This is a genomic window from Erwinia sp. MYb375 (assembly GCF_037479175.1).
Lineage (GTDB): Bacteria > Pseudomonadota > Gammaproteobacteria > Enterobacterales > Enterobacteriaceae > Erwinia > Erwinia rhapontici.
In genome coordinates this window covers 1,245,288-1,261,699 of record NZ_JBBGZS010000023.1, presented here as the reverse complement: position 1 = coordinate 1,261,699, position 16,412 = coordinate 1,245,288, and the positions used below count along the sequence as shown (strand labels likewise).

The 16,412-nt window shown below is 52.6% G+C and carries 12 protein-coding genes; 8 read left to right on the top strand and 4 right to left on the bottom strand.

Going from position 1 to position 16,412, the window contains the following annotated elements:
- Positions 1-114: 114 nt before the first annotated feature.
- The gene (locus WH279_RS18685) at positions 115-1,572 is read right to left on the bottom strand and encodes an efflux transporter outer membrane subunit (RefSeq protein WP_339457991.1); all 1,458 of its coding nucleotides are present in this window, start codon (positions 1,570-1,572) and stop codon (positions 115-117) included.
- Between the two features lie 89 nt (positions 1,573-1,661).
- On the opposite strand from WH279_RS18685, the gene WH279_RS18680 reads away from it, so the two are divergent.
- The 4 genes from WH279_RS18680 (at position 1,662) to WH279_RS18665 (ending at position 8,001) form a co-directional block, all read left to right on the top strand.
- Positions 1,662-2,276 carry a TetR/AcrR family transcriptional regulator gene (locus WH279_RS18680; protein ID WP_339457990.1) on the top strand — a complete coding sequence of 205 codons (615 nt, stop codon included), beginning with the start codon at positions 1,662-1,664 and terminating at the stop codon, positions 2,274-2,276.
- 76 nt (positions 2,277-2,352) lie between these two features.
- Entirely contained in the window at positions 2,353-3,462 is a 1,110-nt protein-coding gene (locus tag WH279_RS18675) for an efflux RND transporter periplasmic adaptor subunit (RefSeq protein ID WP_339457989.1), read from the top strand.
- Positions 3,459-6,572: an efflux RND transporter permease subunit gene (locus WH279_RS18670; RefSeq protein ID WP_339457988.1), complete on the top strand. Its 3,114-nt coding sequence runs from the start codon at positions 3,459-3,461 to the stop codon at positions 6,570-6,572. The genes WH279_RS18675 and WH279_RS18670 overlap by 4 nt, the downstream gene beginning before the upstream one ends.
- A 208-nt stretch (positions 6,573-6,780) precedes the next feature.
- Entirely contained in the window at positions 6,781-8,001 is a 1,221-nt protein-coding gene (locus WH279_RS18665) for a Bcr/CflA family efflux MFS transporter (protein ID WP_339457987.1), read from the top strand.
- Positions 8,002-8,235: 234 nt separating this feature from the next.
- On the opposite strand, the gene cspE is transcribed toward WH279_RS18665, so the two are convergent.
- Positions 8,236-8,448, bottom strand: coding sequence for a transcription antiterminator/RNA stability regulator CspE (gene cspE, locus WH279_RS18660; protein WP_339457986.1), 213 nt, complete (start codon positions 8,446-8,448; stop codon positions 8,236-8,238).
- A 1,031-nt stretch (positions 8,449-9,479) separates the two neighbouring features.
- The gene (locus WH279_RS18655) at positions 9,480-10,022 is read right to left on the bottom strand and encodes a TetR/AcrR family transcriptional regulator (protein ID WP_339457985.1); all 543 of its coding nucleotides are present in this window, start codon (positions 10,020-10,022) and stop codon (positions 9,480-9,482) included.
- Positions 10,023-10,155: 133 nt separating this feature from the next.
- Between WH279_RS18655 and WH279_RS18650 the strand changes: the two genes are divergently transcribed.
- The 4 genes from WH279_RS18650 to WH279_RS18635 all read left to right on the top strand — a co-directional run bounded on the left by WH279_RS18650 (position 10,156) and on the right by WH279_RS18635 (position 14,263).
- A complete protein-coding gene (locus tag WH279_RS18650; protein WP_339457984.1) occupies positions 10,156-11,247 on the top strand; it encodes an alkene reductase in 1,092 nt (363 codons plus the stop codon).
- Between the two features lie 75 nt (positions 11,248-11,322).
- Positions 11,323-12,105, top strand: coding sequence for an SDR family NAD(P)-dependent oxidoreductase (locus tag WH279_RS18645; RefSeq protein ID WP_339457983.1), 783 nt, complete (start codon positions 11,323-11,325; stop codon positions 12,103-12,105).
- A 20-nt stretch (positions 12,106-12,125) separates the two neighbouring features.
- A complete protein-coding gene (locus WH279_RS18640) occupies positions 12,126-12,944 on the top strand; it encodes an oxidoreductase (RefSeq protein ID WP_339457982.1) in 819 nt (272 codons plus the stop codon).
- A gap of 404 nt (positions 12,945-13,348) precedes the next feature.
- Positions 13,349-14,263, top strand: coding sequence for a GGDEF domain-containing protein (locus tag WH279_RS18635; protein WP_339457981.1), 915 nt, complete (start codon positions 13,349-13,351; stop codon positions 14,261-14,263).
- Positions 14,264-14,330: 67 nt separating this feature from the next.
- Here the strand turns inward: WH279_RS18635 and WH279_RS18630 are convergent, their stop codons facing one another.
- Complete coding sequence (locus WH279_RS18630) at positions 14,331-16,133, bottom strand: glycoside hydrolase family 13 protein (protein ID WP_339457980.1); 1,803 nt, start codon at positions 16,131-16,133, stop codon at positions 14,331-14,333.
- Positions 16,134-16,412 lie beyond the last annotated feature (279 nt).

Sequence of the window (16,412 nt, the reverse complement as noted above, 5' to 3'; positions counted from 1 at the left end):
GCCAGGAGTGCCTGTTTTTTTCATCCATACCACCGGTTATCAGTACGGTTACCTGACGCTATCCGCGGTAGAAGGTTCGTCATGTCTTTGCCTGTGTGTCCCCGGACACGCGATTTATGAACGCTTTGGGGCCGCTTCCGGGGGCTGCCAACCCCCTCCGAGCGCCCTGAACGTAGCGACAGCGGCGCGTGCGGATTCTGTCTGGGCCTGTGCTCTGGCATCGGAAGCCTGCAACAGGGTTTCATCGTTATGCAGGACGTCAATCAGGCTGGCTGTTCCCTGCCGGAAGGCAATGAAAGACGATTCGCGCGCGCTGGCCAGCGCGGTTTCACCCCGTGTCAGCGTGGCTGCCTGTGCCTCGCGATTGATCAGGGCGGAGAAGGCATTTTCGACGTCTTCAGCAGCGCGTAATACCGACAGGCGATAAGCGGCGAGCGCCTCCTGTTCCTGGCCCTTCGCCTGGTTTATCTGGGCGTTGATACGACCGAAATCGAAGATCCGCCAGCGCAGTCCCAGCACGCCCGCCGACTGGCTGGCTCCGCCGGAGAACAGGTTATTCCCCGACACGGCGGTTGCGCTGCCGAGCAGTGCACTGAGTGAAAACTTCGGATAATACTCACTGATGGCCACGCCGATGCGTGCACTTGAGGCGGCGAGATGACGTTCCGCCACGATAATGTCAGGCCTGCGGCGCAGCAGGTCGGCAGGTGTGCCCGTTGAGACGATTTGCGGAGCCTGCGGAATGGCCCCCGGCAACGCTAACTCAGCGCGATGGGTGCCGGGCGGCGTGCCAAGCATAACGTCTAATGCATTTATGGCCGCATCAAGCCCCGTCCGGAGAACCGGTACGGTTGCCTGAACCTGCGCCAGTTCCCCTTCGGTCTGGCGAACCTGATACCCGGGCGCCAGTCCTTTAGCGTTCAGGAGTTGTACCTTTTCCAGCAGTTCCTGCTGCGTACTGACCTGTTTCTCCGCAATGGACAGCCGGGTCTGTAATCCGCGCAGGGTGATATAGATATCGGCAGTCTGCGCCGCGACGGCCAGACGGGTTGCGGCAACGCCTGCTTCGGAAGCCTGATAGTCTGCGAGTGCAGCCTGTCGCCCACGTCGCAGCCCCCCAAATACGTCAATCTCCCAGCTTGCGTTGAGATTGGTTTCATCGCTACTGCCGTAGCGATTATAATCCGGCGTGGCGCTGAGAACCTGACCCAGCGGGGTTTCGGCCGACTGATACGCGCGTGCCGCTTGCCCGCTGATGTTACCAGAGGGCAACAGCGCTGCTGTGGCCGCGCCCAGTCCGGCACGGGCCTGGGTCATGCGGGCAGTGGCCTGGGCGAGGTCGAGATTTTGCGCGAGGGCATCCGCAACGAACTGACTTAACAGGGGATCGTCGAAGCCGTCCCACCACTCAGCAAAAGTGGCGGGCCGGGATGCGCTTCTCTGCTGGACGGCCGACTGCGCCTGATAGCGTTCCGCAAGTGGCGCATCCGGGCGATGATAATCCGGCCCGACGGCGCAACCCGCCAGTAAGCCGGCGCTCACCACCAGTGCAAGAGTACGGAGGGGGAACATTGATATTCCTTGAGTCAATTTTGAGGAGTGACTACATGACCAAATGGTCACTCGTTGTCAATCAGGGCTCATTGAGCTAAGCTGGAAAAATGACTAAACGTATAAATGTACATGCCCCAAGGGGGCCATCGGATCACGGTGTTCGCGATCAGGTTGTGGACGCGGCCACAGAGCATTTCGGGCATTTTGGCTATGAAAAAACCACCGTCTCCGATTTGGCAAAAGCGATAGGTTTTTCAAAAGCTTATATCTATAAATTTTTTGATTCCAAGCAGGCGATCGGCGAGGTGATCTGCACCAACCGGCTGGCGATGATCATGGCGATTGTCCATTCAGCGATTGCTGATGCGCCGTCAGCCTCCGAAAAATTGCGGCGTTTATTCAGAGCACTGACTGAAGCCGGCAGTGATTTGTTTTTTCACGATCGCAAGCTTTACGACATTGCTGCCGTCGCGGCGCGGGATAAGTGGCCGTCGGCACAGGCTCATGAAGAACGGTTGCGAAAACTGATTGAGCAAATCATTGTTGAAGGGCGGCAGGCGGGAGAATTTGAACGTAAAACCCCGCTGGACGAGGCGGCTCATGCGATATATCTGGTCATGCGGCCTTACATCAGTCCTGTCCAGTTACAATACAATCTGGAAACAGCACCGGCTGCGGCTACGCTCCTGTCCTCACTGATCCTGAGAAGTTTGTCACCCTGAAAAGGTGACTATTGACATTATTGGTCACTAGTCTGAGAATGCGGTTACTCTCCTGTTAACGTAATGAAGGGAACCCATGCTCAGGCTTAATCCTGCCACCTTTGCCGTTTGCCTGTTGCCACTTGCCCTTGTGGCCTGCGGTGACACTTCCGTCACCGACGACCCTCGTACTCAGCCTCCTCTGGTCAGGTCTGCGACCGTGGTGAGTGCTGCCGATGTCTCCCGATCATTTACCGGCGTTGTTGTCGCCCGGATTCAAAGCGATCTCGGTTTCAGAGTGCAAGGCAAAATCCTTGAACGTCTGGTCGATACCGGCCAGACCGTTAAACGTGGCCAGCCATTGATGCGTCTGGATCCGGTTGACCTGAGCCTGCAGGCGCAGGCTCAGCAACAGGCCGTCGCGGCGGCACGGGCTCGTGCAAAACAAACGTCTGCTGACGAGGCGCGTTACCGCGGGCTGGTTGCGGGCGGTGCCGTATCGGCATCGGCCTACGATCAGATCAAGGCCGTTGCCGATACGGCGAAAGCCGAACTCAGTGCGGCCCAGGCGCAGGCGAATGTGGCGCAAAACGCGACGGGCTACGCCGTGCTGCTGGCGGATGCCGACGGCGTGGTCATGGACACGCTGGCTGAACCCGGTCAGGTTGTCAGTGCCGGCCAGCCGGTGGTCCGTCTGGCCAGAGCAGGGCAGCGCGAGGCCATTGTGCAGTTGCCCGAGACGCTACGTCCGGCTGCCGGAAGCGAGGCCGGGGCAACGTTGTATGGCACCGGTAAACAGTCCGTCCCTGCGAAACTGCGGCTCCTTTCCGATGCGGCAGATCCACTCACACGTACCTTCGAGGCAAGATATGTGCTTGAGGGGGCACTGGCGAGCGCGCCTCTGGGATCCACCGTTACCCTTCATATTGCAGACGATAAATTACCGGGCCAGGTGATGCAGGTGCCTTTAGCGGCCATCTATGATCCGGGCAAAGGGCCGGGGGTCTGGGAGATTTCGGGTAAGCCCGCCAAAGTGTCATGGCGGCCTGTGCAGGTGCAGGGATTGGGTGACGATGCGGCGAGGATCACCGGGAGCTTAGTGCCGGGTGAACAGGTGGTCGCCCTGGGAGCGCATCTGCTGCATGACGGTGAGGCCGTACGCATGGCCGAACAAAGCGATGCCCGCGTCGCCGGGAGCCAGCCATGAGCGGGGGGCGATTCAATCTTTCAGCGCTCGCCGTGCGTGAGCGCTCAATCACGCTGTTCCTGATTATCCTGATTACTGTGGCCGGTATTCTTTCATTTTTTGAACTGGGACGGGCTGAAGACCCGCCGTTTACGGTCAAGCAGATGACCATTATTTCTGCCTGGCCGGGCGCCACCGCGCAGGAGATGCAGGATCAGGTGGCTGAACCGCTGGAAAAGCGGATGCAGGAGCTGAAGTGGTATGACCGCAGCGAAACGTATACACGTCCCGGTCTGGCTTTTACCCTGCTTTCGCTGAAGGACAGCACACCGCCTTCACAGGTGCAGGAAGCGTTTTATCAGGCACGTAAGAAGCTGGGGGATGAGACCAAAAACCTGCCGGCAGGCGTCGTCGGGCCGATGGTCAATGATGAATTCTCCGAAGTGACCTTTGCGCTCTTTGCGCTGAAGGCCAAAGGCGAGCCACAGCGGCTGCTGGTGCGCGATGCGGAAGCGTTGCGCCAGCAAATTCTGCATGTGCCGGGGGTCAAGAAGGTCAATATCATTGGCGAACAGGCCGAACGCATCTTTGTTTCGTTCTCGCATGACCGGCTGGCCACGCTGGGTATTTCGCCTCAGGATATTTTCTCCGCCCTCAACAGCCAGAACGTCCTGACGCCCGCGGGTTCGATTGATACCCAGGGGCCGCAGGTCTTTATCCGCCTGGACGGTGCCTTCGACACACTGGAAAAAATCCGCAAAACGCCCATCGTCGTGCAGGGCAGGACTCTGCAGCTTTCTGACGTAGCCACCGTTGAGCGTGGCTATGAAGACCCTGCAACCTTTAAGATCCGCAATCAGGGTGAACCGGCGCTGCTGCTGGGCGTCATCATGCGCGACGGCTGGAACGGTCTGGAGTTGGGTAAGGCGCTGGATGCGGAAACGACCAACATCAATGAGGGCATGCCGCTGGGCATGACCCTGACCAAGGTCACGGATCAGTCAGTCAACATCAGCTCCGCCGTTGACGAGTTTATGATTAAATTCTTTGTCGCGCTGCTGGTGGTGATGGTGGTGTGCTTCGTCAGTATGGGATGGCGCGTGGGCGTAGTTGTCGCGGCGGCGGTGCCCCTGACGCTGGCGATTGTCTTCGTTGTGATGGAGGCTTCCGGCAAAAACTTTGACCGCATTACCCTGGGCTCGTTGATCCTGGCGCTCGGGTTACTCGTTGATGATGCCATTATCGCCATCGAGATGATGGTGGTGAAAATGGAAGAGGGCTACGACCGCGTCAAAGCGTCGGCCTATGCCTGGAGCCACACGGCGGCCCCGATGCTGGCGGGCACGCTGGTCACCGCCGTCGGTTTCATGCCCAATGGTTTTGCCCAGTCCACCGCCGGCGAATACACCAGCAACATGTTCTGGATTGTCGGTATCGCCCTGATTGCCTCCTGGGTTGTGGCGGTCGTATTTACGCCTTATCTGGGCGTGAAAATGCTGCCCGACATCAAAAAGGTTGAAGGGGGACACGCTGCTATCTACAACACCCGCCATTACAACCGTTTTCGCCGTGTACTGACCCGCGTGATCGCGCGCAAGTGGATAGTGGCTGGCACCGTGATTGCCGTCTTTACGGTAGCGATTCTCGGTATGGGACTGGTGAAAAAACAGTTTTTCCCTACCTCCGATCGTCCGGAGGTGCTGGTCGAAGTGCAGATGCCTTATGGCACCGCGATTGAACAGACCAGCGCCACGACGGCGAAAATCGAAGCCTGGCTGGAAAAGCAAAAAGAGGCAAAAATCGTCACGTCTTACATCGGCCAGGGATCGCCACGTTTTTATCTGGCGATGGCACCCGAGCTGCCCGATCCGTCGTTCGCGAAAATTGTCGTGCTGACGGATAGCCAGGAAGCGCGCGAAGCGCTCAAGTTCAGACTGCGTGAGGCAGCGGCCAGCGGCCTGGCGCCTGAGGCGCACGTGCGCGTGACGCAGTTGGTGTTTGGTCCGTATTCACCATATCCGGTGGCTTACCGTGTTATGGGGCCGGATCCGACTCAACTGCGCGAAATTGCAGGCAAAGTCGAAAAGGTGATGCAGGCCAGCCCGATGATGAGGACCGTCAACACCGACTGGGGGCCGCGTGTACCAGCGCTGCATTTCACCCTCAATCAGGACCGCCTGCAGGCGGTGGGGCTGACATCGAATGCGGTCGCGCAGCAGCTTCAGTTCCTGCTTTCTGGGGTTCCTGTCACCGCTGTGCGTGAAGATATTCGTTCGGTGCAGGTCATGGGGCGGGCGGCAGGAGATATCCGGCTCGACCCGGCCAAAATAGCGGGCTTTACCTTAGTGGGCTCTGCCGGCCAGCGCATTCCGCTGTCACAGATCGGGGAGGTTGAGGTGCAAATGGAAGATCCTGTTCTGCGCCGTCGCGATCGTACGCCGACTATGACTGTGCGGGGAGACATTGCCGAAAACCTGCAGCCGCCGGATGTTTCAACGGCGCTGATGACAGCGTTGCAGCCGATCATCGATACACTTCCGGCTGGATACCGCATCGAGCAGGCGGGTTCTATTGAAGAATCCGGGAAAGCCACCCAGGCGATGGCACCGCTGTTCCCGATCATGATCGCCATGACGCTGTTGATGATTATCCTGCAGGTGCGGTCGATGTCGGCGATGGTGATGGTCTTCCTCACCGCGCCACTGGGGCTGATTGGCGTGGTGCCCACGCTGCTGCTGTTCAATCAGCCGTTTGGCATCAATGCGCTGGTCGGACTCATTGCGCTGTCGGGCATCCTGATGCGTAACACCCTGATCCTGATAGGGCAGATCCATCACAACGAACAGGAAGGGCTGGCACCCTTCCATGCGGTGGTGGAGGCAACGGTACAACGAGCCCGGCCGGTGCTGCTCACGGCAATGGCCGCCATTCTGGCGTTTATCCCGCTGACACACTCGGTGTTCTGGGGCACGCTGGCTTATACCCTGATTGGCGGAACCTTTGGCGGCACCATCATCACGCTGGTCTTCCTGCCTGCCATGTATGCCATCTGGTTCAAGATACGGCCTGACACTCAGCAGCAGAGTGGAAGTTCGACATTGGCCAGGCCTGTTTCCGGCGAAAATGAATGAACCGCGTTTTGCCGCATAGTCTCACCACAGACCATTGTCACTGGGTGATGGTTTGTGGTTTTCCCCGATCGACTGAGAAATTAAGGAACCTGAGGATGACGTATACCGGTCAAAAGCACAGGGGCATAACATCGTCCTGCCGGAATGCTCACGCTCTGGCGGGTAAGAGGCGCATTTATTTGTCAGTCTTTTTCGACGTAATTTTTCTATGAAGACGCAAAACCTCCCGACGGGGATCGGGGCAGGTCATCCGGCCTGTGAAAACCCGAGATTAACCGGAAAGATTATCGCTTTACTGGCGGGGCTTTCGGCTATCAGCACCTTGTCCACAAATATCATTCTCCCCGCGTTTCCGGAAATCAGCGAACAGTTAGGGGTATCAGCACGCGAACTGGGTCTTACACTCTCCAGCTTTTTTATCACTTTCGCTTTGGCGCAGTTAGTGATCGGACCGCTGGCAGACCGCTACGGACGCAAAAAACTGATATTGGGTGGGCTCTCAATATTTATCGTAGGGACGGTCGTGGGGGGGCTTGCCGGCTCACTTGAAACGCTGATTATCGGACGCGTCATCCAGGCGTTAGGTGTCTGTGCCGCGGCAGTTCTGGCGCGAGCCATGGCACGTGATTTGTTCGAAGGTGAAACACTGGCACGTGCACTGTCCCTGACCATGATCGCCACAGCGGCTGCCCCCGGTTTTTCACCGCTGTTGGGCAGTGTGCTGACCACCACTTTGGGCTGGCGGGCGATCTTCATTCTCGTGGGTCTTGCTGCCTTTGCTGTCGCCGTATTTTATGCCAGTACATTGGGAGAAACGCATCCTGCTGAAAGGCGCGTTCCACTTTCACTTCCGGGCGTTATTGTTGCGTATGGCAAGCTGGCAGTGGATGGGAAATTTATCCTTCCGGCACTGTCGATGAGCCTGCTAATGAGCGGTTTTTTTGCCTCATTCGGTGCCGCTCCCGCCATTCTGATAAACGGGATAGGGTTATCATCATTACACGTCGGATTTTACTTTGCCGCCACCGTATTTGTGGTCTTCGCCGCGGGTATGGCGGCACCACGACTGGCGCACCGCTATGGCCCGCAAATCATTACCACGGGAGGTATCCTGACCGCGTTACTCGGTGGTGTCCTGTTGTTGATTGGGCCTGAGTCTCCGGGGTTGGGTTGGTATACTCTGTCGATGGTTATGTTTCTCTGGGGCATGGGGCTGGCCAATCCATTGGGCACGGCAATCACAATGGGCCCCTTCGGGAAACAGGCCGGGCTGGCATCCGCTTTGCTAGGTTTTCTTACTATGGGGGCGGCTGCGGCTGCAACCTGGCTCGGTTCTGTGATGATATTTCCCGCAGTGGCAACGCTGGGAGGTATACAGGCGACTGCCTGTCTGATCGCGCTGCTCTTGTTTCTGCTGCGAGTAAAATAATCCCGGCAGGTCGTCCATCACGGCCATTGCTGCGGGATGAAACAGATAACGACGGTCTGTCTCTTCCCATCGAGACTCACTTCAGACATTTCATGCCCGATGCGTCGGGGACGACGATTGACATCCGACAAAACGAAAAAAACCCGCACCAGGCGGGTTTTTTTATCACTGTCACTTATCTGCTCAGGCTCAGGCCTTCATCGCTACCGTAAGTGTCAGCGGGATTATCGGCAATTAAAGCGCGACAACATTACCAGCTGACGGGCCTTTCACGCCGTTCTCGATAGAGAACTCCACTTTTTGGCCTTCGTCTAATGTTTTGAAATCGCTGCTCTGGATGGCGGAAAAGTGCACGAACACATCCTTGCTACCGTCTTCAGGCGTGATGAAGCCGAAACCTTTTTCAGGGTTAAACCATTTTACTAAACCAGTCATTTTGTTAGACATAGATACTTCCTTTCATATTTGAGCCACTGAAGTGGCGAACATGGCCTGTTTTGCAGAGTTTTACTTATGGGGCACTTAGGAGGAGGCTCATGAAGAAGGGTATCTGAGGATAACGCTTGAACTGAGGACTGCTTTACTAAAACTGCTTTCATAAGGTCTGTATTCCAAACCGATGACGCTATAATAGACATGGTTTGATTTATTAAGCAAGGGTTAATTTTATTGATGCTTTTCTCATCCGTTGCGCATTGGCGACACACACAGGCAGATGGGGGAGTAGCCGAAGAATTATCATCGAGGCATAAACAATAAAAGCCCTGACCGTTGCAGTCAGGGCTTTTAAGGTACTACAGACTCGAAATTTAACATTAATGAACTTACTAATGATTACTGCTTATGGTACTGCTTTTAAATGTACACGTTTACCACAGATAATATCGGGTATTAATCCTAAAAACCTCCCTCTATTTGCCGTTGAAATTTTCCTGCAGCCCTGATAATAACACTCAGGCATTGCAGTCTAAACAAGTACACTTCCCCTTGCGACATATTTACTTTTGATGCGTGGCCTTACTTGCATTGCGATTCTCTAACCCAAAATGCTTAACAATAGATCGCAATCAATCACTTTTTGTATCATGGCCTTACATCGTCGCACTCACTTTAACATCATGTGATTTCATCTATCAACTGCATGGCCTTAAAGCATCACCGAAGTTATAAGCAATACTGACTTTTAACACCGGATATCCCATACAAAAATACTTCGTGGCCTTTATCGAAATCACACTTCTTACTTAACTAAAACTATTTTACTTCAACAGCAAGCTAGTGTTTCCCTGCCGTTGAGAGCTAATTTACGGTTTTTTAAAATAGTGTCAATACTGTTTTTAATAACATGTTTTTTTTACTAGTATTCAGAGATCAACAGATATTTTCCCGTCTTAGCATTAGTGGGGGGCTAAAATCATCGGTGAACGCGCCAAATTTCACGCACTGCTGAAGCCTGGGGACACGTCGAATGATTTTTCTCACCCCAAAATTCGCGAGCGGCAAATTTGCAGAATCTCATCAGCAAGCGGCGAATCATCCGGGCAGGCACGGGACAGCACCAGGGCGCCGACAAGATGTGCAATGGTGTCTATCAGCTCAGCACGCGATCCGGCGTCCCCATTATTTTCATTGCCTAACACAGCCAGCTGACGTTCAATCCCGGCCGCAAATGTCGCCTTGATGGATTCAGACTGACGGGCCGTATCGGTGCCCAGTGCCGACATCACACATCCCTTTCCCATGTCATCGCGATGTTGTCGGGAGAGGTAGTATTCAATAAATTTTTCCCGGTTCACACCTGCCGTGCTTTCTGCCGATCGCGTGAAACCGCAGCGCATTGCCTCCGCCATCAGATCAGCTTTGGAACCAAAGTGCTTGTAGAAGCCTCCGTGGGTTAAGCCTGCCGCTGACATCAGTTCCGCGACGCCCACGCCATCGTAACCGCGCTCACGAAAAAGTTCTGAGGCCGTTGCAACAATGCGCATTCGATTTTCCCGAACCTGCTCTTTCGACACTTTCATACTTTCTGCCCGTTTCAAAAATAGGGGGTAAGTATACATTGATGATGACCATAATCAAACCAGTTGACTTTATAGATTACGATCATCATCATTACATCAACACGTTGACCATCCACTGAGCAGGCGATTAAACATGACAAACCAGACATTATTTCAACCCTACGAGCTGGGGACCATCACCCTGGCCAACCATCTCGTGATGGCCCCCCTGACGCGTAACCGGGCAGCAGCAGGGTTGGTACCCAGCGAACTGGCGGCGACCTACTACGCCCAGCGTGCCACCGCAGGATTACTGATTACCGAAGCCACGCAGATCTCAGCACAGGCGCAGGGCTATCAGGATACGCCGGGCATCTATACGCAAGCGCAAATCGAAGGCTGGCGCACAGTGACTGACGCGGTTCATGCCAAAGGTGGACGCATATTTGTGCAGTTATGGCACGTAGGACGTATCTCGCATGTCGATTTACAGCCGGGTGGCGCTGCGCCGGTCGCACCGTCTGCTCTTCGCGCCGAGACGAAGACCTTTGTGAACAACGGTTTTGCTGATGTCTCTGAGCCACGTGCGCTCGAGTTGCCAGAAATACAGGGGATTATCGACGATTTCAGAAAGGCATCGGCCAATGCCATTGCCGCCGGGTTTGATGGTGTCGAGATCCATGGCGCAAATGGCTATCTGCTGGAACAGTTCCTGAAAGACGGTGCCAATCAGCGTACCGATGAGTACGGCGGCTCTGTCGAGAATCGTGCGCGTCTGCTGTTAGAAGTGACGGCGGCCGTGAAAGAGGAGATCGGCGCTGATCGCACCGGCGTACGCATTTCACCGGTTTCACCAGCGAATGCGATTTCATGCAGCGATCCGCAGCCGCAATATGACTACGTTGCCGATCAACTCAATGCATTAGGCATCGTGTATCTCCATGTGGTTGAAGGCGCGACGGGCGGTCCGCGTGATGTATCGCCGTTCGATTACGGCTCCCTGCGCCGCCGCTTTAAAAACACCTGGATCGGCAACAACGGCTATGACCTGGCGCTGGCGTCCGCTCAACTTACGCAAGGCAAAGCCGATCTGTTCGCGTTTGGCCGCCCATTCATTTCTAACCCGGATCTGGTCGACAGGCTGAAAACGGGTGCACCTCTGGCCTCACTCAACCCTGACACGCTGTATGGCGGTGGCGCAGCGGGATATACCGATTACCCGTCGCTTGCTGAGACCAGAAAGTAAAGCAGCCGATGTCCAGGTTCTACCCGGATCGCACATTGCGGATTCTGATTACACATTAATAAAGAAGATCATCTTATGACTAAAACTTCAGTTCTTATTACAGGCGCTTCGACGGGTATTGGTGCTGTTTATGCTGAGCGGTTCGCCCGCCGGGGACACGACCTTGTTCTGGTTGCACGCGACAAAGCAAGGTTAGAGACACTTGCCGATCGTCTGCGGCAGGAAAATGGCATTTCTGTCGATGTGTTACCTGCTGACCTCACGCAAACGCGTGATTTAGCCGTGGTCGAAGCCCGCCTGCGTGAAGACGCGCAGATTGGCATTCTGATCAATAACGCGGGTATCGCGCAGTCCGGCAGTTTTACAGAGCAGACGCCTGATTCGATAGAACGCCTTATCGCGCTTAACGTTACCGCCCTGACGAGACTGGCCAGTGCCGTGACACCACGGTTTGTGCAAGCGGGTGAGGGATCGATCGTCAACATCAGTTCTATCGTAGGCCTGGCCCCTGAATTTTCTATGTCGGTTTACGGCGCAACCAAAGCTTTTGTTCTTTTCCTGTCACAGGGAATGAATGTCGAGCTGTCATCCAAGGGTATTTATGTCCAGGCGGTGCTCCCTGCCGGCACTTACACGGAAATCTGGGATCGTGCGGGGATCGACATCACTAATGCGTCAAAATTCATGGAAGTGGGCGAGTTAGTGGATGCCGCCCTGGTGGGCTTTGATCGCCGTGAACTCGTCACCATCCCACCACTGCATCATGCTGCACGCTGGGACACCCTCGATGCCTCGCGCCAGGCTCTGCTTTCGGACATCAAACAAGATGAAGCCGCAGAGCGATATAAAACGCTTTAGTGAATAAGGTCCTGTTCAGCATGACAAAAAAACGTGTAGCACTGGTGACCGGCGCTTCCTCAGGTATCGGCGAAGCGTCAGCTCATAAACTGTTAGCCGCGGGTTATACGGTCTATGGCACGAGTCGGCGTGGCTCCCAGGCGGGAACGCATCCGTTTCCGTTATTGACGCTGGATGTCACGGACGACGCTTCTGTCGAGGCTGCCATTGAGGAGTTGCTGCGTCTGGAAGGGCGGATCGATATTCTGGTGAACAATGCGGGCTTCGGGATTGCCCCGGCGGCGGCGGAAGAAAGTTCTGTCGAACAGGCCAGGCGCATTTTCGACACTAACTTTCTGGGCATCGTCAGGGTGACGCGGGCAGTGATCCCTCACATGCGCCGTCAGGGCAGTGGGCGGATTATTAACATCGGTTCAATACTGGGTATCGTCCCGTTGCCCTACGTGGCTCTGTATGCTGCCAGTAAGCATGCGGTCGAAGGGTATACGGGAGCCCTGGATCATGAACTGCGCACGCAGGGCATCAGAGTGTCCGTCATCGAACCGGCCTATACGAAAACGCAGTTTGAAGCCAATAACATCGAGCCGGATGCGAAGCTTGAAGAGTATGACCTGATCAGGGCTAAACTTGCGAAAGTGGTGAGCAAAGCAATGGACGCAGCGGAAAGCCCGGAGGTTGTGGCTGATGTGGTGGTGAAGGCGGCTCAGGCGTTACGCCCGAAGGTGCGTTACACGGCGGGCGCGCTGGCAGGACAGTTGAATTTTATTCTCAGATTCGCCCCTGCGTCATTGCTGGATAAGGTGGTGCGCAAAAATCTTCAGCTTGATGCGAAAGAATAAAATGACATTTCTTAACGGGCTATTCTGACCTTTTTCCCGGTAGGGTAACGGTAGGGATGTCTTTCCCGTTCACCTCAATGCATTAACATCATACAAAGTTTCGTGCAGATTGATGAGAAAAGCCCGCTCAGTATTTCCTGAGGGGGCTTTTCTCATTCCCCCTCCGTTCAAGAGGGGGTTTATCAGGCCGGAATTCTGTTTCTGAATGCGGCAGGATTTTGGTACAGGGTAAAATTCAGGTAGCCAGTTGTTATGTTCCGAGAAGATCAGCACAATGTTTTCACGCCAGCCAAAACAAGGAGATGAGATGTTGTGATAGCCGCCAGGGATATGTAAATAATGAAATATTAGGCATAAAAATTATATGAGAATAATTTTCATTTCACTATGTATCAGGGGTTAGTATGCCATTTGTGAAATATGAAGACGGACTTTTTACAAGAAATGAATCACTAAAAAATCTTTATCTACCAATGGCATCCTCTCTGGTGTTATGTTTTTTGGTGGTGATGATTAATCTGGCCAGCTTTCCGGAAAAGAAAATTGGTCATTCATGGATCGAAAATTCCGGCTGGATAGTGGACGTCATTCAGTGGCTAATCCTTAATTTTATCTTATGGAGTTTTAACCGTTTAACGGTTAACGCCAGGTTGCGCAGAGGCATTAACCTGGGCCTGCATATCTGGATTATCTCTGCAGCGTTTGATGTGATGGATGAATTTATCCAGCAACCGCGCTGGGTGGGTTATTATATTGAAGATGTCTTCAAGCTGGCCGGGATGCTCTGTGTTTCGATTGGTATCTATTTTATTGTGCGATATGTCAATGGTAAATATGCCGATGCCAGCATTGATTCTTATCGTGATGAATTGACGAATTTGCCAAACAGACGGTATTTCAGAAACATTCTTATGGAGTTGAAAAATACAGGTAATTATATTTTTATCATTGATATCGACTTTTTTAAAAACATCAATGATAAATATGGACATGATATGGGTGATGAGGTCCTTAGGGCATTCGGTAACCTGTTGAGTAGCCTGCATGACGGTAATGTTACCGCGTCAAGAATCGGCGGTGAAGAGTTTGCCGTTATAGCGACACTGCCATCACAGCAGGACGCCAGCGTTATGGCGGAAAAGATACTATCCCGAACCCGAGACTTAATCATCCGGGATGAAATACGCTTTACTGTCAGTATCGGCGCCGGTCAAAAAAAAGAAGACGAAACGGTCGATAATTTACTCAAACGCGTCGATATCGCCCTGTATGAAGCGAAAAAACGGGGCAAGAACCGAATCGAATGGGCAGCAGAGTAAACCGGGTCGCCAGGCCTTTTTTGAGCCTGGAAGGGGCTACAAACGCTTGTAGCCCCACGAGGATCTTCTACGGATTAAGTTTATAAATACCGGACTGCCAGGGTTCAAGACGGAGTTGCCTGTCATTTTTATTCACAATAGTGTGACTGTTGTTTTCAGTAATCACCTTATTAATGGATAAATCACCAGGCAGGGTATAGTGCATCACTTCTTCTTTAAAATTAATGACCACAAGATATTTTTCAGCGCCGAGCGTTCGGGTGTAAGCATAGACTGAATTGTTGTCAGGGTCTAAATCAATATAACTGCCGTAGGTCAAGGCAGGGATGTCATGGCGAATGTTAATCAGCTTTCTATAATAGTTAAATACGGAATTTGGATTGTTAATCTGATCTGCGCTGTTGATTTCTTTATAATTGGGATTGATTTTTAACCAGGGGGTTCCACTGGTAAAGCCCGCGTTTTTGCTTGCATCCCACTGGAAGGGGGTTCTGCTGTTATCACGGCTGGTTTGGCGTACGTTTTGAAGGAATTCCTCAGCTTTCACTTTGCCTGTTTCAACGTAGTCTTGCCAAAAACCTTTCACCTCTACATCATCGAAATCATCGATTTTTTTAAAGGGATAATTGGTCATGCCGAGTTCTGAACCCTGGTAGATAAAAGGCGTTGCACGCTGGGTCAGCGTCAATGTTGCCAGTGCTTTCGCCGCATGCTCGCGCCATTGTGGTCGATCATCACCAAAGTGAGAAACCGCGCGGGGATTGTCATGATTGTCTAAGAAAAAGGCATTCCACCCATACTCTCCTGCCGTTTGGTCAACCTTATCGACAATTTTTCGGAACTGAGAAAGGGTCCAGTCTTTTCGCCGCCATCTTTCATCAGCATCACGATCGAGTCTGATCAGATCAAACGTAAACGCTATATTTAATTCATTTCTACGGCGATCGAAAAACTTAATCGATTTATCCAGCGGAACGCCAAATATTTCCCCCGCAGTGGCGATATCATAGTGGGATAATACTTCTCTGTTCATTTCATTCACGTAGTCGTGAATTTTAGGACCTTTAGTATATTCCTCGGCGAAATTTTTTAACTGCTGTTGGCTAAGGTCAGGGAAGTTTGGGATTTTCGAGTAGGTGGCAACGGTATCAAAGCGTAAACCAGAAACGCCTTTATCTAACCAGAAGCGGAGCATGTCATACAGGTCTTGACGGACTTTGGGATTGTCCCAGTTGAGGTCGGGTTGCTGTTTGGCAAAGTAATGGAGGTAGTACTGGCCTGATTTATCGTCTTTTTCCCAGGCTGAGCCACCGAAGAAGGAGGGATAGTTATTGGGGGCATGGCCATCCTTACCGTCACGCCAGAAATAATAGTCCCTGTAGGGGTTGTTCTTACCCGATTTGCTCTGAACAAACCAGGCATGCTGATCGCTGGTGTGGTTGATAACAATATCAATCATCAAACGCATATTGCGTTTCTTCATTTCTGAAATAAGACGGTCAAAGTCTTCCATCGTACCGTATTCTTTCATTATCTTACGGTAATCCCGGATGTCATAACCATTATCCGTATTGGGTGAATCGTAATGTGGATTGATCCAAATCGCATCAATACCCAGTTTCTTCAGATAGTCTAAATTCTCAATAATACCGTTTAAATCCCCAATGCCATCCCCATTTGTATCTTTAAATGAGCGTGGATATACCTGATAAAAAACAGCCTGCTTCCACCATGTGGGCAGAGCATTTGATTGCTGAACGTTGAGCGTGGGGGCGGTATCTGGCCCGGCACTACAGGCCTGATAGGATGTGGCAGAAAAAGTGGTTGCAAGAAAAATAGCGACAGCCGTTTTCAATCCTTGAGAGGACATAACATAATTCTCCTATGATTAATCCTAAAATATAGAGAGGTGATGAGTTATTACTTTAATACGCGTGGAGTAGGATACATTGAGATTGCAATGTCAAAAATAGACTTATTGACTAAGTTATTATTAATTATCATGCGTATTTTTGTTTTTTTTAATTATGCGACTTCCGGGTGATCAAGTAAATGTGAAATAAAATTTACGTCGCTAAAAGGAATCATGTTCTCTATTTTTATTCAGGACGAGTAATATTAAGCTGAATCGATTTAGTTTCTTTTGCTC